The organism is Burkholderia sp. SCN-KJ, assembly GCF_024656005.1.
Taxonomy (GTDB): domain Bacteria; phylum Pseudomonadota; class Gammaproteobacteria; order Burkholderiales; family Burkholderiaceae; genus Burkholderia.
In genome coordinates, this window is sequence record NZ_JANKOG010000003.1 from 104,626 (window position 1) to 119,980 (window position 15,355).

The following is a 15,355-nucleotide window of genomic DNA, read 5'->3' on the forward strand; positions in this document are numbered from 1 at the left end:
CGTCGGTCCCGACGCGGTGCGCCGGCACTCCCTTCACCTCCTGTCGCGCCGCACGCCGCGCGCGTGCCGACAACTGACCAGACGCATCTCGCATGGCCGTTTTCACCGCTGTTTCCGACTCCGATCTCGCGCAATGGATGCGCCACTACGAACTGGGCGACGTGCTGGCGTTCCGCGGCATTCCGTCCGGCATCGAGAACAGCAACTTCTTCCTGACGACGACGCGCGGCGAGTACGTCCTGACGATCTTCGAAAAGCTGACGGCGGAACAGTTGCCGTTCTACCTGGACCTGATGCGCCATCTGGCGAGCCACGGCGTGCCGGTGCCGGATCCGGTCCCGCGCGACGACGGCGCACTCTTCGGCGAGCTGCACGGCAAGCCGGCGGCGATCGTCACGAAGCTCGACGGCGCCGCCGAACTCGCGCCGGGGGTCGAACACTGCATCGAGGTCGGGCAGATGCTCGCGCGCCTGCACCTCGCGGGGCGCGACTATGCGCGTCACCAGCCGAACCTGCGCAGCCTGCCGTGGTGGCAGGAGAACGTGCCGGCGATCGTCCCGTTCGTTTCCGACGCGCAGCGCACGCTGCTCGAGGACGAACTCGCGCACCAGGCCGCGTTCTTCGCGTCGGACGACTACGCGGCGCTGCCGGGCGGCCCGTGCCACTGCGACCTGTTCCGCGACAACGTGCTGTTCGCGCACGCGGCGCCCGGTACCGGTCATGACGTACGGCTCGGCGGCTTCTTCGATTTCTATTTCGCGGGCTGCGACAAATGGCTGTTCGACGTCGCGGTCACCGTCAACGACTGGTGCGTCGACCTCGCGACGGGCGTGCTCGACGTCGCGCGCGCCGATGCGCTGGTGCGCGCCTACCAGACGGTCCGGCCGTTCACGGCCGAGGAGCGCCGCCACTGGAGCGACATGCTGCGCGCGGGCGCGTACCGCTTCTGGGTGTCGCGCCTGTACGACTTCTACCTGCCGCGCGCGGCCGAAATGCTCAAACCGCACGATCCCGGTCATTTCGAACGCATCCTGCGTGAGCGTATCGCCCACACGCCCGCGCTTCCCGAGACCCATACCGCATGCAACTGATCGAAGTGCCCGCGAAAGCGGGCTATGTCTGGTTCCGACAAGGCATCTGGCTGTTCCGCCGGAACCCGCTCGCGTTCATCACGCTGTTTTTCACGTACCTGCTGGCGATCACGCTGGTGTCGATGGTGCCGGTGATCGGCGCGGCGCTGCCGCTGCTGTTCATCCCCGGCATCGCGGTCGGCTTCATGGCCGCGTGCCGCGACACGGTGGCCGGCAAGCCGGTGATGCCGACGATCCTCATCGACGGCTTCCGCTCGTATGGCACCGCGACGACGCAGCGGCTGCTCGTGCTCGGCGTGGTCTATGTCGCGCTGATGGTGCTGGTGTTCGCCGCGTCGTCCCTCGTGGACGGCGGCGGGCTGCTCCAGATGATGCTCGGCGCCACGAACGAAGCGAGTCCGACGCCGGAAACGCTCGCCGCGCAAGGCACGCTCGGCGCGCTGCTGCTGGCGACGCTGCTCTACGCGCCGGTCGCGATGCTGTTCTGGTTCGCGCCGGTGCTCACTGCGTGGCACGACATTCCGCCCGCCAAGGCGCTGTTCTTCAGCATCGTCAGCTGCTGGCGCAATCGCGGCGCATTCGTCGTGTACGGGCTGCTGTGGTTCGGCGTCGCGCTCGGCACGTCGTTCGGCCTGTCGCTGCTGCTGCAGGCGCTCGGCGCCGGCGCCTATGTGCTGACGATCATGATGCCAGTGACGATCCTCATCGTCACGATGATGTACTGCTCGTTCTACGCGACCTATCGCGGCTGCTTCGGCGTGCAGGAACCGGGCGCCGCGACGCCCACCACCGGCCGCTGATGCCGCTCGGCCGGCGCCCGCCGCCGGCCGTCCACCCCCCTCCCGGCCTGCCCCGGCGCGGATCCTGCGCGGCACGTCTCACCCCTGTTCAACCAAATCTTTTGCGCGCAGAATAATTTGCGTACAAATCGTTAGCGCGTCCGCCGCGCCGCCCGAATCATGGACCGCCTGCCCCCGCTGCCCCAGACGCTCGACGAGCAACTGTGCTTCGCGCTCTACTCGACATCGCATGCGATGACGAAGGCGTACAAGCCGCTGCTCGACAAGCTGTCGCTGACCTATCCCCAATATCTGGCGATGCTCGTGCTGTGGGAGCGCGACGACATCGCCGTAAAGGATATCGCCGCCCGCCTCGACCTCGATCCGGCCACCGTCACGCCGCTGCTGAAGCGGCTCGAGGCGCTCGGCTACGTCGAACGCGTACGCAGCGCGACCGACGAGCGCGTCGTCAACGTGCGCTTGACGGCAGAAGGCCGCGCGCTGAAGAACAAGGCGCGCTCGGTGCCCGCCGATCTCTTTTGCGCCATGCACCAAACGCCCGAGTTCCTGGTCAGGCTGCGCGCGGATCTCCAGCAGTTGCGCGACGCGCTGTCGGCCGCCAACGAAGGCTGACGAACCCGCGGTCGCAAACGGCTCGGCACTGCCGGGCCTTTTCTTCAAAATTTCATTTGCACACAAATTATTTGTGTTCTATATTTACCTCGTGGCCGGCGACACCCCGTCCGACCGGACCGCTTCCTCCCATTCTTCCGACAGGAGCTGCACCATGAACATTCTGTACAAGACCAGCGCCACGAGCACGGGCGGCCGCGACGGCCGCGCGGTATCCGCCGACAACAGGCTGGAAGTGAAGCTGGCCGCGCCGCGCGAACTCGGCGGCACGGGCGCGGAGGGCACGAACCCGGAACAGCTGTTTGCCGCAGGTTACTCGGCCTGTTTCCTCAGCGCGATGAAATTCGTCGCGGGCCAGAACAAGCAGACGCTGCCGGCCGACACGCAAGTGACCGCGGAAGTGGGCATCGGCCCGAACGACGCAGGCGGCTTCGGGCTCGACATCGAACTGCGCGTGTCGCTGCCGGGGCTCGACAAGGCCGATGCACAGGCGCTGGTCGACAAGGCGCACCACGTGTGCCCGTACTCGAACGCGACCCGCAACAACGTGCCGGTGCGCCTGACCGTCGTCTGACGCGACGCACGACGGCAAATGCAAAAAGGGCGTGTGCGGCTGCTTGCCGCACACGCCCTTTTGCTTGATGCGCCGGACCGGCTGACACGCCGGCCCGCGCTGCGCTGCTTAACGCGAGCCGAACGAGAACGGACGGTTCATCGCCGCTTCGCGATCGATCTTGCGCATGCGGAATTCGAGATCGTAGATGTCGGTTGCTTCGGAAAGGTACGCGTCGGCGCGCTCTTTCGCGGCCTTTTCAGCGTTCTTGGTCAGCATCAGGAAGAGGTGGCTCAGCAGGTACATGGTCGATCTCGCAATCCAGAGGTTCTTTGACTAGGGTTTTCCCGAATTATAGGGAAAACCCTAGCCTTTGGCCAGCGTCGATCAGACAGTGCGTCGTTCGGTCGCCACAGTGCGGCGATTCTCTTCGAAAAAGGCCCAGATCATCGCGCTCGCATCGGGGCCGACCGCCGCATGGAACGGCACCGCTTCGTCGCCGCCCGCCCATGCATGATCGAGCCCTTTCACGTGACAGAGCCGCACGATCGACTCGCCGTCGCGACGCACGTCGGTGACCTGCGCGCCGGCCTCGCGAATCTCCACCCGCTCGCCGCCGCGCAGTGCGCCGCGGCTGTCCGCGAGCCCGTTCAGGCGCATGAACTGCACCGTCAGCTGGTCCGCATTCTTCGGCGCGACGACATGGTCGCCGTCGCCCTGCACGATCAGCACCGGCATGCCCGGATAGGCGCCGGTGTCGACCAGCGTGTCGACCACCGCAGCCGGGTTCTGCCGCAGGCCGCGCCGCATCACGTCCATCGCGCTGATCCCGGAATTCGCCTCGCCGAGCGCGGGGCCCGAATGCAGCGCGACCGCCGCGAAGCGGTCCGGGTGATGCAGCGCGAGCAGCGCCGCCAGGCCCGCGCCGGCCGACAGCCCGGCGACGTAGACGCGCGATGCATCGAAGCCGTGCTCGTCGACGAGCGCATCCACGAGCGACGCGACCGCATCCGCCTCGCCGCGGCCCGCGCGGTCGGTATCTTCATACCAGTGCCAGCAGCCGTGCGCATGCGCACGCAGCGACTGCTCCGGATACAGCACCGCGAAACCGTACTTGTCGGCCAGCAGGTTCATCCGGGTGCCCTGCGCGAACTCGTCGACCGATTGCTGGCAGCCGTGCAGCATCACGACGAGCGGTATCGCGCCGCGCCGGCGGCCAGGCGGGACGTACAGGCCGTAGGCGAGCTGCTGGACCAGGCGGCCCAGCGCGGGCGCCATCGGATGCTCGCCGCGCGTCCACTCGCCGGCGGCCCATGCGGCCGCGCGCGGCCGCACGCGCGACTCACGTGGCGGGGACAGATCGGTTGCGGCGGGCGATGCGGCGGCCTCGAGCGTATCGCGCGCAATCCGCTGGGCCTCGCGCGCCGCGCGTTTGGCGGCCGGAGACAGCATTCGTTTCATGCCGCCTAGCCATACCTTCGTCAGACTTTTGGTCATCAATCGGGCTCGCAGTCAGGAAAAATAGGGATACGACACGGGGTGCATCATTCGACTTTGTGCAATGCACCATAACATTGTTTCTGGGATTTTTCCTGCGCGCGGAGAGTTCCCCTCGACGCAAAAAACGGGCCTCGAACAGACGCGGCGCTATACTGGGGTTTGGCCGCTTGTATCCGTTGTAGTCGTTCTTCCCGGCTCGCGCGTTGATTTAAGCATTCGTCCCGCCCCTGCTCGTTCCCCCTCCCGATGTTCGACCTGCCCTCTCACCTGTGGATCACGATCACCGCGTTCGGTGGCGCCGGCCTGACCTTGCCGCTCGCGATCACGATCGCCGTATGGCTCGCGCTCGGCTACTCGTGGCAGCGCGCAGCCGCGTGGCTCGGCGTGCTCGCGGCCGCGATCGGGGTCGTCGCGCTCACGAAGATCGCCTTCCTCGGCTGGGGCATCGGCATCCGCGCGTGGGACTTCACGGGATTCAGCGGCCACGCGATGCTGTCGACGTCGGTCTATCCCGTCGCGATCTTCCTCGCGCTGATCCGCACGCGCACGCCGGTGCGGATTGCCGGCATCGCGCTCGGGCTCGCGGCCGGCATCGCGGTCGGCGTGTCGCGCGTCGCGCTCGACGCGCATTCGCCGTCCGAATCGATCACCGGCTGCATCGTCGGCGCGATCGCCGCGCTGGCGTTCATCGCCGGCTCGTGGCACGCGGTGCCGCACCGCTGGTCGGTGGCGGCGGTCGTCGCGAGCCTCGCGCTCGTCACCGTCGCGCTGCACGGCATCACGGTGCCGTCGCACCGCTGGGTCACCAGGGTCGCGCTGGAGCTGTCGGGGCACGAGCGGCCGTTCGTCCGCGCCCGCTGGAAAGCGAATCCGAACTACCGGCCGGCATCGCAGCCGTCGTCGCTGCAGCGCACCGATTCGTCGCAGCCGCTGCTGCACGCGTGACGGGCCGCACGCACGTCATCCGGTCGCCGTTCAAGTCTGAAGATCCTCATGCGCGCCATCGCATGAACGGTATGTCGAGCGTTATAACCCGCCCTATATTACGATTACGGTTTCCAACCATTCAAACGCCCCGACCATGCGCTCGACCGCCCGCCCGCTTCGCCGCACCCTGCTCCGCCTGCTGCCGCTCGCCGCGCTTGCCGCGGGCATCGCGTTCAGCGCGCCGGCTTCCGCTGCCGACGAGCTGGTCGTATCGGCGGCCGCGAGCCTGACGAACGCGTTCAAGGCCGTCGGCGATGCGTACCAGAAGCAGCATCCGGACACCAAGGTGCTGTTCAACTTCGGCGCGTCGGACGTGCTGATGCAGCAGATCGCCAAGGGCGCACCGGCCGACGTATTCGCCTCGGCCGACCAGAAGGCGATGGATCGCGCGATCAGCGAAAAGGTCATCGTGCCGGGCACGCGCCGCGATTTCGCGGCGAACTCGCTCGTGCTGATCGTGCCGGCGGACAGCCGTGCGGCCGCGCCGACGTCGCTGAACGACCTGACGGCGCCCGGCGTGAAGCGCATCGCGTACGGCGACCCGGCGTCGGTGCCGGTCGGCCGCTACACCGAAGGCGCGCTGCGCGCGGCAGGCGTGTGGGACGCCGTCAGCGCGAAGGGTGTGCTGGCCGCCAACGTGCGCCAGAGCCTCGATTACGTCGCGCGCGGCGAAGTCGACGCGGGCTTCGTGTTCGGCACCGACGCGGCGATCATGCCGGGCCGCGTGAAGGTCGCGCTGACCGTGCCGACGCAGACGGCCATCACCTATCCGATCGCGGTGGTCAAGGACAGCCGCCATGCCGCGCAGGCGCAGTCGTTCATCGACTTCGTCGCGTCGCCGCAGGGTCAGGCCGTGCTGGCGACGTTCGGTTTCAAGCCCGCGGGCAAGTGAGCGCAGCATGATGCAGGACGCCTGGGTACCGCTGCTGTTGTCGCTGAAGGTCGCCGGCTGGGCGACCGCGCTCGACATCGTGCTCGGCGTCGCCGCCGCCTTCGTGCTCGCGCGCTGGCGCTCGCCGCTGCGCGACGTGGTCGATTCGCTGCTGACGCTGCCGCTCGTGCTGCCGCCGACGGTGCTCGGCTATTACCTGCTCGTGCTGCTCGGCCGGCGCGGCGTGTTCGGCGCGTGGCTCGACACGCTCGGCATCGAACTCGTCTTCACGTGGCAGGGCGCGGTCATCGCGTCGATGGTCGTCGCGTTCCCGCTGATCCTGAAATCGGCGCGCGCCGCGTTCGAAAGCATCGATCCGCATCTCGAGCGCGCAGCGCGCACGCTCGGGCTCGGCGAAGCCGCGGTGTTCTTCCGCGTGACGCTGCCGCTCGCCACGCGCGGCATCCTGGCCGGCGCGCTGCTTGCCTTCGCGCGCGCGCTCGGCGAATTCGGCGCGACGCTGATGATCGCGGGCAACCTGCCCGGCCGCACGCAGACGCTGTCGGTCGCGATCTATGCGGCGGTGCAGGCCGGCGACGACAGCACGGCCAATTTCCTCGTGCTGGTGACGTCGATTACCTGCGTGCTCGTGCTGCTCGCGACCGGCTGGCTCGTGCCGTCGCGTGCCGGACGGAGCCAGCCGACATGACGCGCCGACCGCATCCGTACCGCTGCGCCGCACTGGTCGCGGCAACACGCCGTCCCGTCGCGCGGGCGGTTTCGCGCACGCACGGCGCGGCACGACGGAGGCCCGCATGAGCGTCGCCGTCGATATCCGCAAGACCTACGCGAACGCCGAGCGCCGCTTCACGCTCGACGTGTCGTTCACGGCCAGCACGCAGCGCGTCGTGCTGTTCGGGCCGTCCGGCGCCGGCAAGAGCATGACGCTGCAGGCGATCGCCGGCTTGCTGTCACCCGACGAAGGCACGATCACGCTGAACGGCGAAACGCTGTTCGATTCCGCGCGCGGCATCGACGTGCCGACCCGTGCGCGCCGCGTCGCGTATCTGTTCCAGGACTATGCGCTGTTTCCACACCTGAACGTGCGCCAGAACATCGCGTTCGGGCTCACGCCGGGCCTGCGCAACCCGCGTGCGAAGGCGGTGCCGCCCGAAGTCGCGTACTGGCTGCAGGCGTTCGAACTCGACACGCTCGCCGGGCAATTCCCGTCGCAGTTGTCGGGCGGGCAGAAACAGCGCGTCGCGCTTGCCCGCGCGCTGGTCGCGCAGCCGCACATCCTGCTGCTCGACGAGCCGTTCGCGGCGCTCGACGGCGCGCTGCGCCAGCGCATGCGCCACGAGCTCGCCGAACTGCAGGCGCGGCTCGATATCCCGATGGTGCTCATCTCGCACGACCCCGACGACGTCGCCGCGTTCGGCGACCAGGTCGTGCAATTGAGCGAAGGACGCGTGCAGGCCGCAACGCCGCACGCCGAGTGGCCGACGCGCGTCACGTGATCGCGCGACGGCGGTGGCCCACGCGGCCACGTTCGAGCCTGAGAGAAGCCGCGCGGGCGGCACAAGCTGGAACGAGCTGAAAAGAGGATCGAAGCCGGCGCCTCGTGCACGTCGGGCGGCGCCGGTTTTCGCCGCGTCCGCCCACGGTGATCGACAGAGATGGCGCGCTGCCGGCGCGCGCTCAGCCGGTCACCGCGAGAATCACGCTCGATGCCTTGAACAGCGCGATCGCCCGCCGGCCGGCGTCGAGTTGCAACGCACCGACGCTGTTGTTCGTGACCACGGCCGTGAGCGTCCCGCCACCGTCGAGCGCCAGCGTCACCTCGCTGTTCACCGCGCCCGCCGCGACCGTTTCGACCGTCCCGTGCAACTGGTTGCGTGCGGATACCTTCAAGGTCGCTTCAGGTCCGCCGTCGTCGACCGCCAGCACGACCCACGACGCCTTCACGAGCGCGCACGCATCCGCGCCCGGCTGCAGGCCGAGCGCGTCGGCGCTTTCGTGCGTCAGCACCGCGACGATCGCCTGCCCGCTCGGCAGCACGAGCGTCACCTCGTCGTTCACCGTGCCGCGCACGATCGACTCGACCTTGCCGAACCACTGGTTGCGCGCGCTCGTCTTCATCCCGATCCGGCCGATCAGCGCCCAGTCGACGTCGAAGCCGGACACCGCCGCGCTCGCGGCGTCGATGAAGCGGCGATGCTCGCGCTCGATCGTGCGGAACGCGGCGATCAGCGACGTCGCGCGCGGCGTCAGCGTCGTGCCACCGCCGCCCTTGCCACCCGTCGAGCGCGTCACGAGCGGCTCGCCGGCCAGGTTGTTCATCGTATCGATCGCCTCCCACGCGGCCTTGTAGCTGAGCCCGACGGCCTTTGCCGCGCGCGTGATCGACCCGGTGTCGCCGATCGCCGCGAGCAGCGCGATGCGGGTGGCGCCGCCGAGCGTCTGCTCGCCCGCGCGCAGCCACAGTTCGCCGCCCAGTTCGAGCGGCCCGGCGGAAGAGGAAGGAGGCGATGCGTCGCTCATCGGTCTGTCGGAAGAAAACGGGTGGCCATTATAGTGAGCGCGCGCCGCTCAACGCGGCTTGCCGTCGAGCTTCGGCGGGCGCAGGCTCGCGAGCAGCGCCTCGGCATCGCGCGCCGCGCGTTGCTCGAGCGCCGCACCGTAGCCGCGCACGAAACCGAGCTGGTACGCGGGCGCCGCCAGTTGCTCGAGATGATGCAGCGCGACGATCGTGTCGTTCGCCTCGCCAAGCACGCTCTGCACGCGCGCGAGCGTCTTGACGGTTTCGTTGCGCGTGCGGCGCGAGGCCAGCGACGCGAAGAACTCGAGCGCGTAGCGCAGCCGCTTCGCGTCGATCCGCACCTGGTGCCGCGCGGCCGTGTCGAGCGACGTGAGCGACGGCGATGCATACAGGTGACCGAACAGCCGCCGCACGCGCTTGGTCGCGTGGCGCCGCAGCGACGGCGTGTCGTCGTCGCCGGCGGCCGGCGGCAGCGCGAGCGCGCTCAACCATTCGAGCCAGCCGAGCGTCAGGCGCGCATAGCGCGCCGAATGCAGCGCCTGGCGCAATTCGACGCGCGCCGCCGTCGCCTGGACGCGCGCGGCGTCGAGCGTGCCGTCCCAGTCGGCGCTGCCGCCGTCGGCCGCGATCAGCGCGGGCAGGCTTTCGGTCGAGAACACGTCCCAGTCGCGCACCGTGCCGAGCAGCGACGCGACCCAGCGCAAGTCGGCGCCGAACGTGTTCTTCCATTGCTCGTCCGCAAAGCGCGGAAAGAAGCGCATCAGCGTGCGCAGCCGGCGCAGCGCGACGCGCATCTGGTGCACGAACTCGGGATCGTCGCGATCGAGCACGCCGCCCTCGTTGCCGAGCCATTGCGCGGCGATGTCGCCGGACAGCGCGAACAGCGCGGCCCGCTGCGTACGGATGCCGGTCAGGTCGACGAGTTGCGCCTTGACCGGCCTCGCAACGGCGGGCTCGCCCGCGCACGCGCGATCGATCACGCTGGTGAGCTGCACGAACGCGGGCCATGCGCCGCTGAGCTCGCGCGCGGCGGCGAACAGCGCGCGCAGCGCGGCCGTGCGCGCGGCGACGGTTTCCCAGTCGGGCGCCGCGAGGCGCAGCTCGACCTGGCGGCGCGGTGGTTCGGTGCCACGGTGCAGAATGATGTCGTCGAGCGTCATCTCGACCACCACGCCGCTGTCGTCCGCCCAGCGCCCGCGCCGCCGCTCGCTGACGAGCCGCGGCGGCGCCGGCCCGGACGATGCGGCGAGCGCCGCTTCGTCAACGGCGTCGGCCGTCACGCGGTCGCCCTCGCCGGTCGCCTGTGGCGCATCCGCATCGTCGATCGGCGCCGATGCGGGCGTGGCCACGGCGATGCCCGCATGCTCGGCATCGAACAGTTCGCGCTCCACGACGCCGGGCGCGAATGCCTTCGTGCGCGACGCGACGACCCGCCGCCCGTGCGCGTTCGACTCGATCCACGTCCACCAGCACTCGCCGGGGCTCGGCTCGGCTTCCTCGACCTGGCATGGCTCGATCGTCACGCGTTCCTGGCCGCGCCGCATCCGCACCTGCGGACAGATCCGCCACGCACGGACGAGTTCGGCGCCGAAGTCGCGCTGCTCACCACGGGCCCGGCTTCCGGCCCTGACCGGCCAACCTTCCAGCGACAGGCACAACACGATTTCCAGCACACGCGACATGGAGGCTCCTGCACATGAAGAATCGCCGGCACGTCCTCCGTGCCGGCGTCGTCCGTGAAGCAGCTTCCATAGTACACGCCGCCAATACGCGCGGGCGACGATCTGGCCCTGTCGCCCGTGTCACGCATCAAACGACGTATCAGACGACGTATTGCGCGATGCCGTTGCCGAACGACCAGTCCTCCTTCAGCACTTCCACGAGACTGATGAAGACGTCCTGCGGCCGCACGCCGGGCTGCCGCGCGAGGTTCTCGGCGATGGTCCGGTACAGCGCCTGCTTCTGCTCGAGCGTGCGCGTGTTGTTCGCCGTGATCTGGACCATCACCAGATCGTCGCTGCGTTCGATGTCGAGGTAGTGGCGGCCGAAGAAGAAGTTCTCGGCCGAATGCTCGGTCACGACCATGAAGATGTCGTCTTCGGGCACGTTGAACGTGTGCATCAGCGCGCGGTGCACGCCGTCGACGAGCGCCGCACGGTAGGCGGCCGGTTTGCCTTCGCGCACGGCGATACGGGTGAATGGCATGGTCCTGCTCCTTTCGGTGACGTTGAGAATCGGAAACGCAAGGTCAGGTTAGGCTCGCAGAACTATAATGAACAGTCATCATCCGATATTTCATTCATTTAGATTTGAAATGAAAGTCCTCGACCTCGATGCAGTGCGCGCATTCGTGCTGGTCGCCGATCTCGCGAGCTTCACGCGCGCCGCCGACGCGCTCGGCACCACGCAATCGGCCGTCAGCCTGAAGCTGAAGCGGCTCGAAGCGCACCTCGGCAAGCCGCTGCTCGCACGCACGCCGCGCGTCGTCAAGCTGGCGGCGGACGGCGAGAACTTCCTGCCGGCCGCCCGCGCGCTGCTCGACGCGCACGACCAGGCGCTCGGCGCGATTTCGGCCGGCACGCACCGCCTGTCGCTCGGGGTCAGCGAGCACGTCGCGGTGCCCGACCTGCCGGCCGTGCTGACCAGCCTGCACCGGCAGGATCCCGGACTGTCGCTGGAAATGCATCTGGGCATGTCGGCGAGCCTGCTCGCGCAATACGACGAACGGCGGCTCGACGCGGTGATCGTGCGGCACGAACCGGGCGAGGATCCGCCGCGCGACGACGGCACGCTGCTGTTCACCGAACCGCTCGCATGGCTCGCCGCGCCCGACTGGGCGCCGCGCGCGGGCGAGCCGCTGCCGCTCGCGGTGCTGGCCGGGCCGTGCGGCGTGCGGGCCGCCGCGCTGCGTGCGCTCGAGCATGCGGGGCGGCCGTGGCGCGAGCGCTTTACGGGCGGCGGCGTCGCGGCGGTCACGGCCGCCGCCGCGGCCGGGCTCGCGGTCTGTCCGCTGGCCCGGCGGGTCGCGCCGCGCACGCTGGTCGACGTCGGCACGAAATTCGGTTTGCCGCCGCTGCCGCATTCGCAGGTCGTGCTGTATTCACGCGTGCGCGACGCCCGCGCGGTGGCCGCGCTTCGCAGGTTTTCCGACAGCCTTGCAATCTCGGCGTAAACTACGCGGTTCCGCTGCCCGCAATCCCCTGACGAATTCCGATGAAGCCCGACGCCCGCAAGCACCTCCGCGCCAACCTGCTGATGCTCGCCGCCGCCGCGATCTGGGGCTCGGCGTTCGTCGCGCAACGACTGAGCCTCGACGTAATCGGGCCGTTCCTGTTCACGGGGCTGCGCTTCCTGCTCGGCGCGCTGGTGCTGCTCCCGCTGCTGATGGTCAACGCGGGCTCGCGCGCGCAGTTCGCGGCGATTCGCCGCGAGCCGGCCCTGCTCGCGCCGGGCCTCGCGCTCGGCGTGCTGCTCGCCGTATCGATCTCGCTGCAGCAGGTCGGCCTGCAGTACACGCGGGTCGCGAACGCGGGCTTCATCAGCTCGCTGTACGTCGTGATCGTGCCGCTGATGGGCGTGTTCGTCCGCCACCGGATCGGCGCCGGCACGTGGTTCGGCGCGCTGCTGGCGGCACTCGGCCTGTACTTCCTCAGCATCGACGAGCATTTCTCGGTGCTCTACGGCGACTGGTTCCAGCTCGCGGGCGCCGTGGTCATCGCCGCGCACGTGATGACCGTCGGCCATTTCGCGAAGCGGCACGATCCGCTCGTGCTCGCGTTCCTGCAATTCGTCGCGTGCGGCGTGCTGTGCCTCGCGGCCGGCCTCGCGCTCGAGCCGGTCAGCCTCGCGATGCTGAAGCGCGCGCTACCGACGCTGCTGTACGGCGGGCTGCTGTCGGTCGGCGTCGGCTATACGCTGCAGGTCGTCGCGCAGCGCGATGCGGCGCCCGCGCACGCGGCCGTGATCTTCAGCATGGAGGGCGTGTTCGCGGCCATCGCCGGCTGGGCCGCGCTCGGCGAGACGCTGACGCTGCGCGCGCTGGTCGGCTGCGCGCTGATGCTCGCCGGCCTGCTCGCGTGCCAGTTGCTGCCGAACGGCGACGCCCGGAAAAAGGACGAGGACGCGCTGCCGGCGTGACACGCACGATCCCTATAATGGCGGTTCGCGTGCTTTTCATGCCAACCGCTTCCGACAGGCCAGCCCCGTGACGTCCACTCCCGTCGATCCCGTCGCCGACCTGCTGCGCGAACGCGCAGCGCACTATGCCGCCGAGGCCGCGCTGTTCCAGCGCGACCAGGCGCTGTCCATCGCTTCGCACGACCTGCGCAGCCCGCTGAACGCGATGCACAGCTGGGCGTACGTGCTCGAGCGCCAGCTCGCCAGCGCCGACCCGAACCTGCAACGCGCGCTCGCGGGCATCCGCGCGGGGATCGACCAGCAGGTCGCGCTGATCGACGACGTGCTCGACGCACCGCGCGCGGCCACGCGCACCCTGGCGATCGCCGCACAGCCGTTCGCGCTGCGCCCGCTGCTCGACGACACGCTCGCACTGGTGCGCTGCGCGCTCGCCGACGCACGACAGGTGAGCGTCGACGCGACGCTGCCCGACGGCGAGCCGTCGCTGAGCGCCGACCGCGAGCGCATCGCGCAGGCGCTCTGGACGATGCTGACGACGGCCGTCGAAGCCAGCGCCGCCGGCAGCCGCGTGACGTTCACGTGCGCGCGTGACGGCGCGCAGTACGTCGCGCACGTCGCCTGCGACGTGAACGCCGCCGCCCTCGCCGATCCGGCGCTGCCGCATGCATTCGAACCGTTCGCGCGCCGCGAGATGCTGCACCCGCGCGACGCGAAGCGCGTCGCAGCGGCGCTCGCGCTGTGCCAGCGTGTCGCGCTCGCGCACGGCGGCTCGTTCACCCACGCCCCGTTCGCCGACGGCGCCGCCGTCACCCTGTCGCTCGCCGTCCCCTGCGAGGCGCCGGTGTAAGCCATCAGCCGCCCGACACATTACATTTCCCTTTCCGGCCCTATACTGTTGGGCCTGTCATGACTGGAGCGATTCTTTGTTACAGATCTTCGCGCTCATCGGCGCGTTGTTCCTGGTGGCCCTCAACGGGTTTTTCGTCGCAGCCGAATTCGGCCTCGTCAAACTGCGCGCGACGCGCGTCAAGACACTTGCCCGCAAGCACGGCCTGCGCGGGCGCATCCTCGCGATCGTGCACGGCCGGCTCGACGCGTATCTGTCCGCCTGCCAGCTCGGCATCACGCTCGCGTCGCTCGGCCTCGGCTGGGTCGGCGAACCGGCGTTCGCGGAACTGATCGGGCCGCTGCTCGACCTGCTCGGCGTGCAGTCCGAGCGCATCGTGCACCTGATTTCGCTCGTGTTCGCGTTCTCGCTGATCTCGTTCCTGCACATCGTGGTCGGCGAGCTCGCGCCGAAATCGATGGCGATCCGCCAGTCGGAGAAGGTCGGCCTGTGGGTCGCGCTGCCGCTCTACGCGTTCTACTGGGCGATGTATCCGGCGATCTGGGTGCTCAATACCAGCGCGAACGCGGTGCTGAAGCTCGCGGGCCTGTCGGCCGACCACGGCGGCGATGCGCACTACTCGACCGACGAGCTGAAGCTGATCCTGCGCAGCCGGCGCAGCGCGGGCAACGCGGCCCAGCCGGCGCGCGGCACGTACACCAACGACGAGTGGAACACGCTCGCGCACTCGCTCGATTTCTCGTCGATGACGGTGTCGGACCTGATGCGGCCGGCGCATGAAATGATCGGCCTGCGCCGCGACCTGCCGCTGCCCGACAACATGGAAATCGTCGCGCGGCACCGCTTCAGCCGCTATCCGCTGTTCGAGGATGCGTCGCGCGAACAGGTGAGCGGGCTGATCCACCTGAAGGACCTGCTGCTCGCGCGTCACGCCGGGGCGGCGCTCGAGGACCTGTCCGACTACGTGCGCCCGGTGCAGTACGTGAAGCCCGACACGCCGGCGCTGGAACTGTTCCGCCGCTTCCGCAAGGGCGCGCCGCACTTCGCGCTGGTCGGCAACAAGGGCGAGAAGCCGATCGGCTTCCTCACGCTCGACAACCTGCTCGGTGCGCTGGTCGGCCAGATCCACGACGAGTTCCGCCAGGGCGACGCGGACTGGAGCCGCCTCGACGACGGCACGCTGATGGGCAAGGGCAGCCTGCCCGTCGTGTCGCTCGAGCAGGCGCTCGGCATCGACATCGACGAAGGGCGTGCAGAATCGGTCGGCGGCCTGGTGATCCAGGCGCTCAGCGATCTGCCGACCGAAGGGCAGCGCGTGTCGTTCGATCGCTTCGACGTCGTCGTGAAGAAGATGAACGGTCCGCGCATCGTGCTGGTGCGCGTCTATCCGAAGATCGCGAAGGAGGCCGACGAATGAC

Annotated in this window: 17 protein-coding genes; 12 read left to right on the top strand and 5 right to left on the bottom strand. The window is 69.2% G+C overall.

Features of this window, described 5'->3' with window-relative positions; translation table 11 throughout:
* Nucleotides 1–92: 92 nt before the first annotated feature.
* The 4 genes from NQV17_RS06285 (at nt 93) to NQV17_RS06300 (ending at nt 3,077) form a co-directional block, all read left to right on the top strand.
* Nucleotides 93–1,091, top strand: a complete 999-nt coding sequence (locus tag NQV17_RS06285; protein ID WP_257770534.1) for a homoserine kinase — start codon at nt 93–95, stop codon at nt 1,089–1,091.
* A complete protein-coding gene (locus NQV17_RS06290) occupies nt 1,082–1,891 on the top strand; it encodes a BPSS1780 family membrane protein (RefSeq protein WP_124486434.1) in 810 nt (269 codons plus the stop codon). The genes NQV17_RS06285 and NQV17_RS06290 overlap by 10 nt, the downstream gene beginning before the upstream one ends.
* Before the next feature lie 159 nt (nt 1,892–2,050).
* Nucleotides 2,051–2,503 (top strand): MarR family winged helix-turn-helix transcriptional regulator, encoded by a 453-nt coding sequence (locus NQV17_RS06295; RefSeq protein ID WP_257770537.1) that lies wholly within the window; start codon nt 2,051–2,053, stop codon nt 2,501–2,503.
* A 154-nt stretch (nt 2,504–2,657) separates the two neighbouring features.
* The gene (locus tag NQV17_RS06300) at nt 2,658–3,077 is read left to right on the top strand and encodes an organic hydroperoxide resistance protein (RefSeq protein ID WP_040139352.1); all 420 of its coding nucleotides are present in this window, start codon (nt 2,658–2,660) and stop codon (nt 3,075–3,077) included.
* Between the two features lie 108 nt (nt 3,078–3,185).
* Here the strand turns inward: NQV17_RS06300 and NQV17_RS06305 are convergent, their stop codons facing one another.
* On the bottom strand, nt 3,186–3,362 hold the full coding sequence (locus tag NQV17_RS06305) for a DUF3563 family protein (protein ID WP_006753395.1): 177 nt from the start codon (nt 3,360–3,362) through the stop codon (nt 3,186–3,188).
* An 81-nt stretch (nt 3,363–3,443) separates the two neighbouring features.
* On the bottom strand, nt 3,444–4,553 hold the full coding sequence (locus NQV17_RS06310) for a PHB depolymerase family esterase (protein ID WP_257770548.1): 1,110 nt from the start codon (nt 4,551–4,553) through the stop codon (nt 3,444–3,446).
* A 249-nt stretch (nt 4,554–4,802) separates the two neighbouring features.
* Here NQV17_RS06310 and NQV17_RS06315 point away from each other — a divergent pair, with 249 nt between their 5' ends.
* The 4 genes from NQV17_RS06315 (at nt 4,803) to NQV17_RS06330 (ending at nt 7,931) form a co-directional block, all read left to right on the top strand.
* The gene (locus NQV17_RS06315) at nt 4,803–5,501 is read left to right on the top strand and encodes a phosphatase PAP2 family protein (protein WP_044845257.1); all 699 of its coding nucleotides are present in this window, start codon (nt 4,803–4,805) and stop codon (nt 5,499–5,501) included.
* A 136-nt stretch (nt 5,502–5,637) separates the two neighbouring features.
* Nucleotides 5,638–6,435, top strand: a complete 798-nt coding sequence (modA, locus tag NQV17_RS06320; RefSeq protein WP_257770552.1) for a molybdate ABC transporter substrate-binding protein — start codon at nt 5,638–5,640, stop codon at nt 6,433–6,435.
* Between the two features lie 10 nt (nt 6,436–6,445).
* The gene (gene modB, locus NQV17_RS06325; protein WP_257771211.1) at nt 6,446–7,123 is read left to right on the top strand and encodes a molybdate ABC transporter permease subunit; all 678 of its coding nucleotides are present in this window, start codon (nt 6,446–6,448) and stop codon (nt 7,121–7,123) included.
* Between the two features lie 106 nt (nt 7,124–7,229).
* Nucleotides 7,230–7,931: a sulfate/molybdate ABC transporter ATP-binding protein gene (locus NQV17_RS06330; RefSeq protein ID WP_257770554.1), complete on the top strand. Its 702-nt coding sequence runs from the start codon at nt 7,230–7,232 to the stop codon at nt 7,929–7,931.
* Between the two features lie 181 nt (nt 7,932–8,112).
* Here NQV17_RS06330 and NQV17_RS06335 read toward each other — a convergent pair whose 3' ends face one another.
* The 3 genes from NQV17_RS06335 to NQV17_RS06345 all read right to left on the bottom strand — a co-directional run bounded on the left by NQV17_RS06335 (nt 8,113) and on the right by NQV17_RS06345 (nt 11,158).
* Nucleotides 8,113–8,955 carry a TOBE domain-containing protein gene (locus tag NQV17_RS06335; protein ID WP_257770556.1) on the bottom strand — a complete coding sequence of 281 codons (843 nt, stop codon included), beginning with the start codon at nt 8,953–8,955 and terminating at the stop codon, nt 8,113–8,115.
* A gap of 48 nt (nt 8,956–9,003) precedes the next feature.
* Nucleotides 9,004–10,635: a CHAD domain-containing protein gene (locus NQV17_RS06340; protein WP_257770558.1), complete on the bottom strand. Its 1,632-nt coding sequence runs from the start codon at nt 10,633–10,635 to the stop codon at nt 9,004–9,006.
* A gap of 139 nt (nt 10,636–10,774) precedes the next feature.
* Nucleotides 10,775–11,158 (bottom strand): tautomerase family protein, encoded by a 384-nt coding sequence (locus tag NQV17_RS06345; RefSeq protein WP_124571627.1) that lies wholly within the window; start codon nt 11,156–11,158, stop codon nt 10,775–10,777.
* Nucleotides 11,159–11,267: 109 nt separating this feature from the next.
* Between NQV17_RS06345 and NQV17_RS06350 the strand changes: the two genes are divergently transcribed.
* The 4 genes from NQV17_RS06350 (at nt 11,268) to NQV17_RS06365 (ending at nt 15,354) form a co-directional block, all read left to right on the top strand.
* A complete protein-coding gene (locus tag NQV17_RS06350; RefSeq protein ID WP_257770561.1) occupies nt 11,268–12,125 on the top strand; it encodes a LysR family transcriptional regulator in 858 nt (285 codons plus the stop codon).
* Nucleotides 12,126–12,166: 41 nt separating this feature from the next.
* On the top strand, nt 12,167–13,090 hold the full coding sequence (locus NQV17_RS06355; RefSeq protein ID WP_257770563.1) for a DMT family transporter: 924 nt from the start codon (nt 12,167–12,169) through the stop codon (nt 13,088–13,090).
* A 67-nt stretch (nt 13,091–13,157) separates the two neighbouring features.
* Nucleotides 13,158–13,937: a sensor histidine kinase KdpD gene (locus NQV17_RS06360; protein ID WP_257770565.1), complete on the top strand. Its 780-nt coding sequence runs from the start codon at nt 13,158–13,160 to the stop codon at nt 13,935–13,937.
* 76 nt (nt 13,938–14,013) lie between these two features.
* The gene (locus NQV17_RS06365; RefSeq protein WP_257770567.1) at nt 14,014–15,354 is read left to right on the top strand and encodes a hemolysin family protein; all 1,341 of its coding nucleotides are present in this window, start codon (nt 14,014–14,016) and stop codon (nt 15,352–15,354) included.
* Nucleotide 15,355 lies beyond the last annotated feature (1 nt).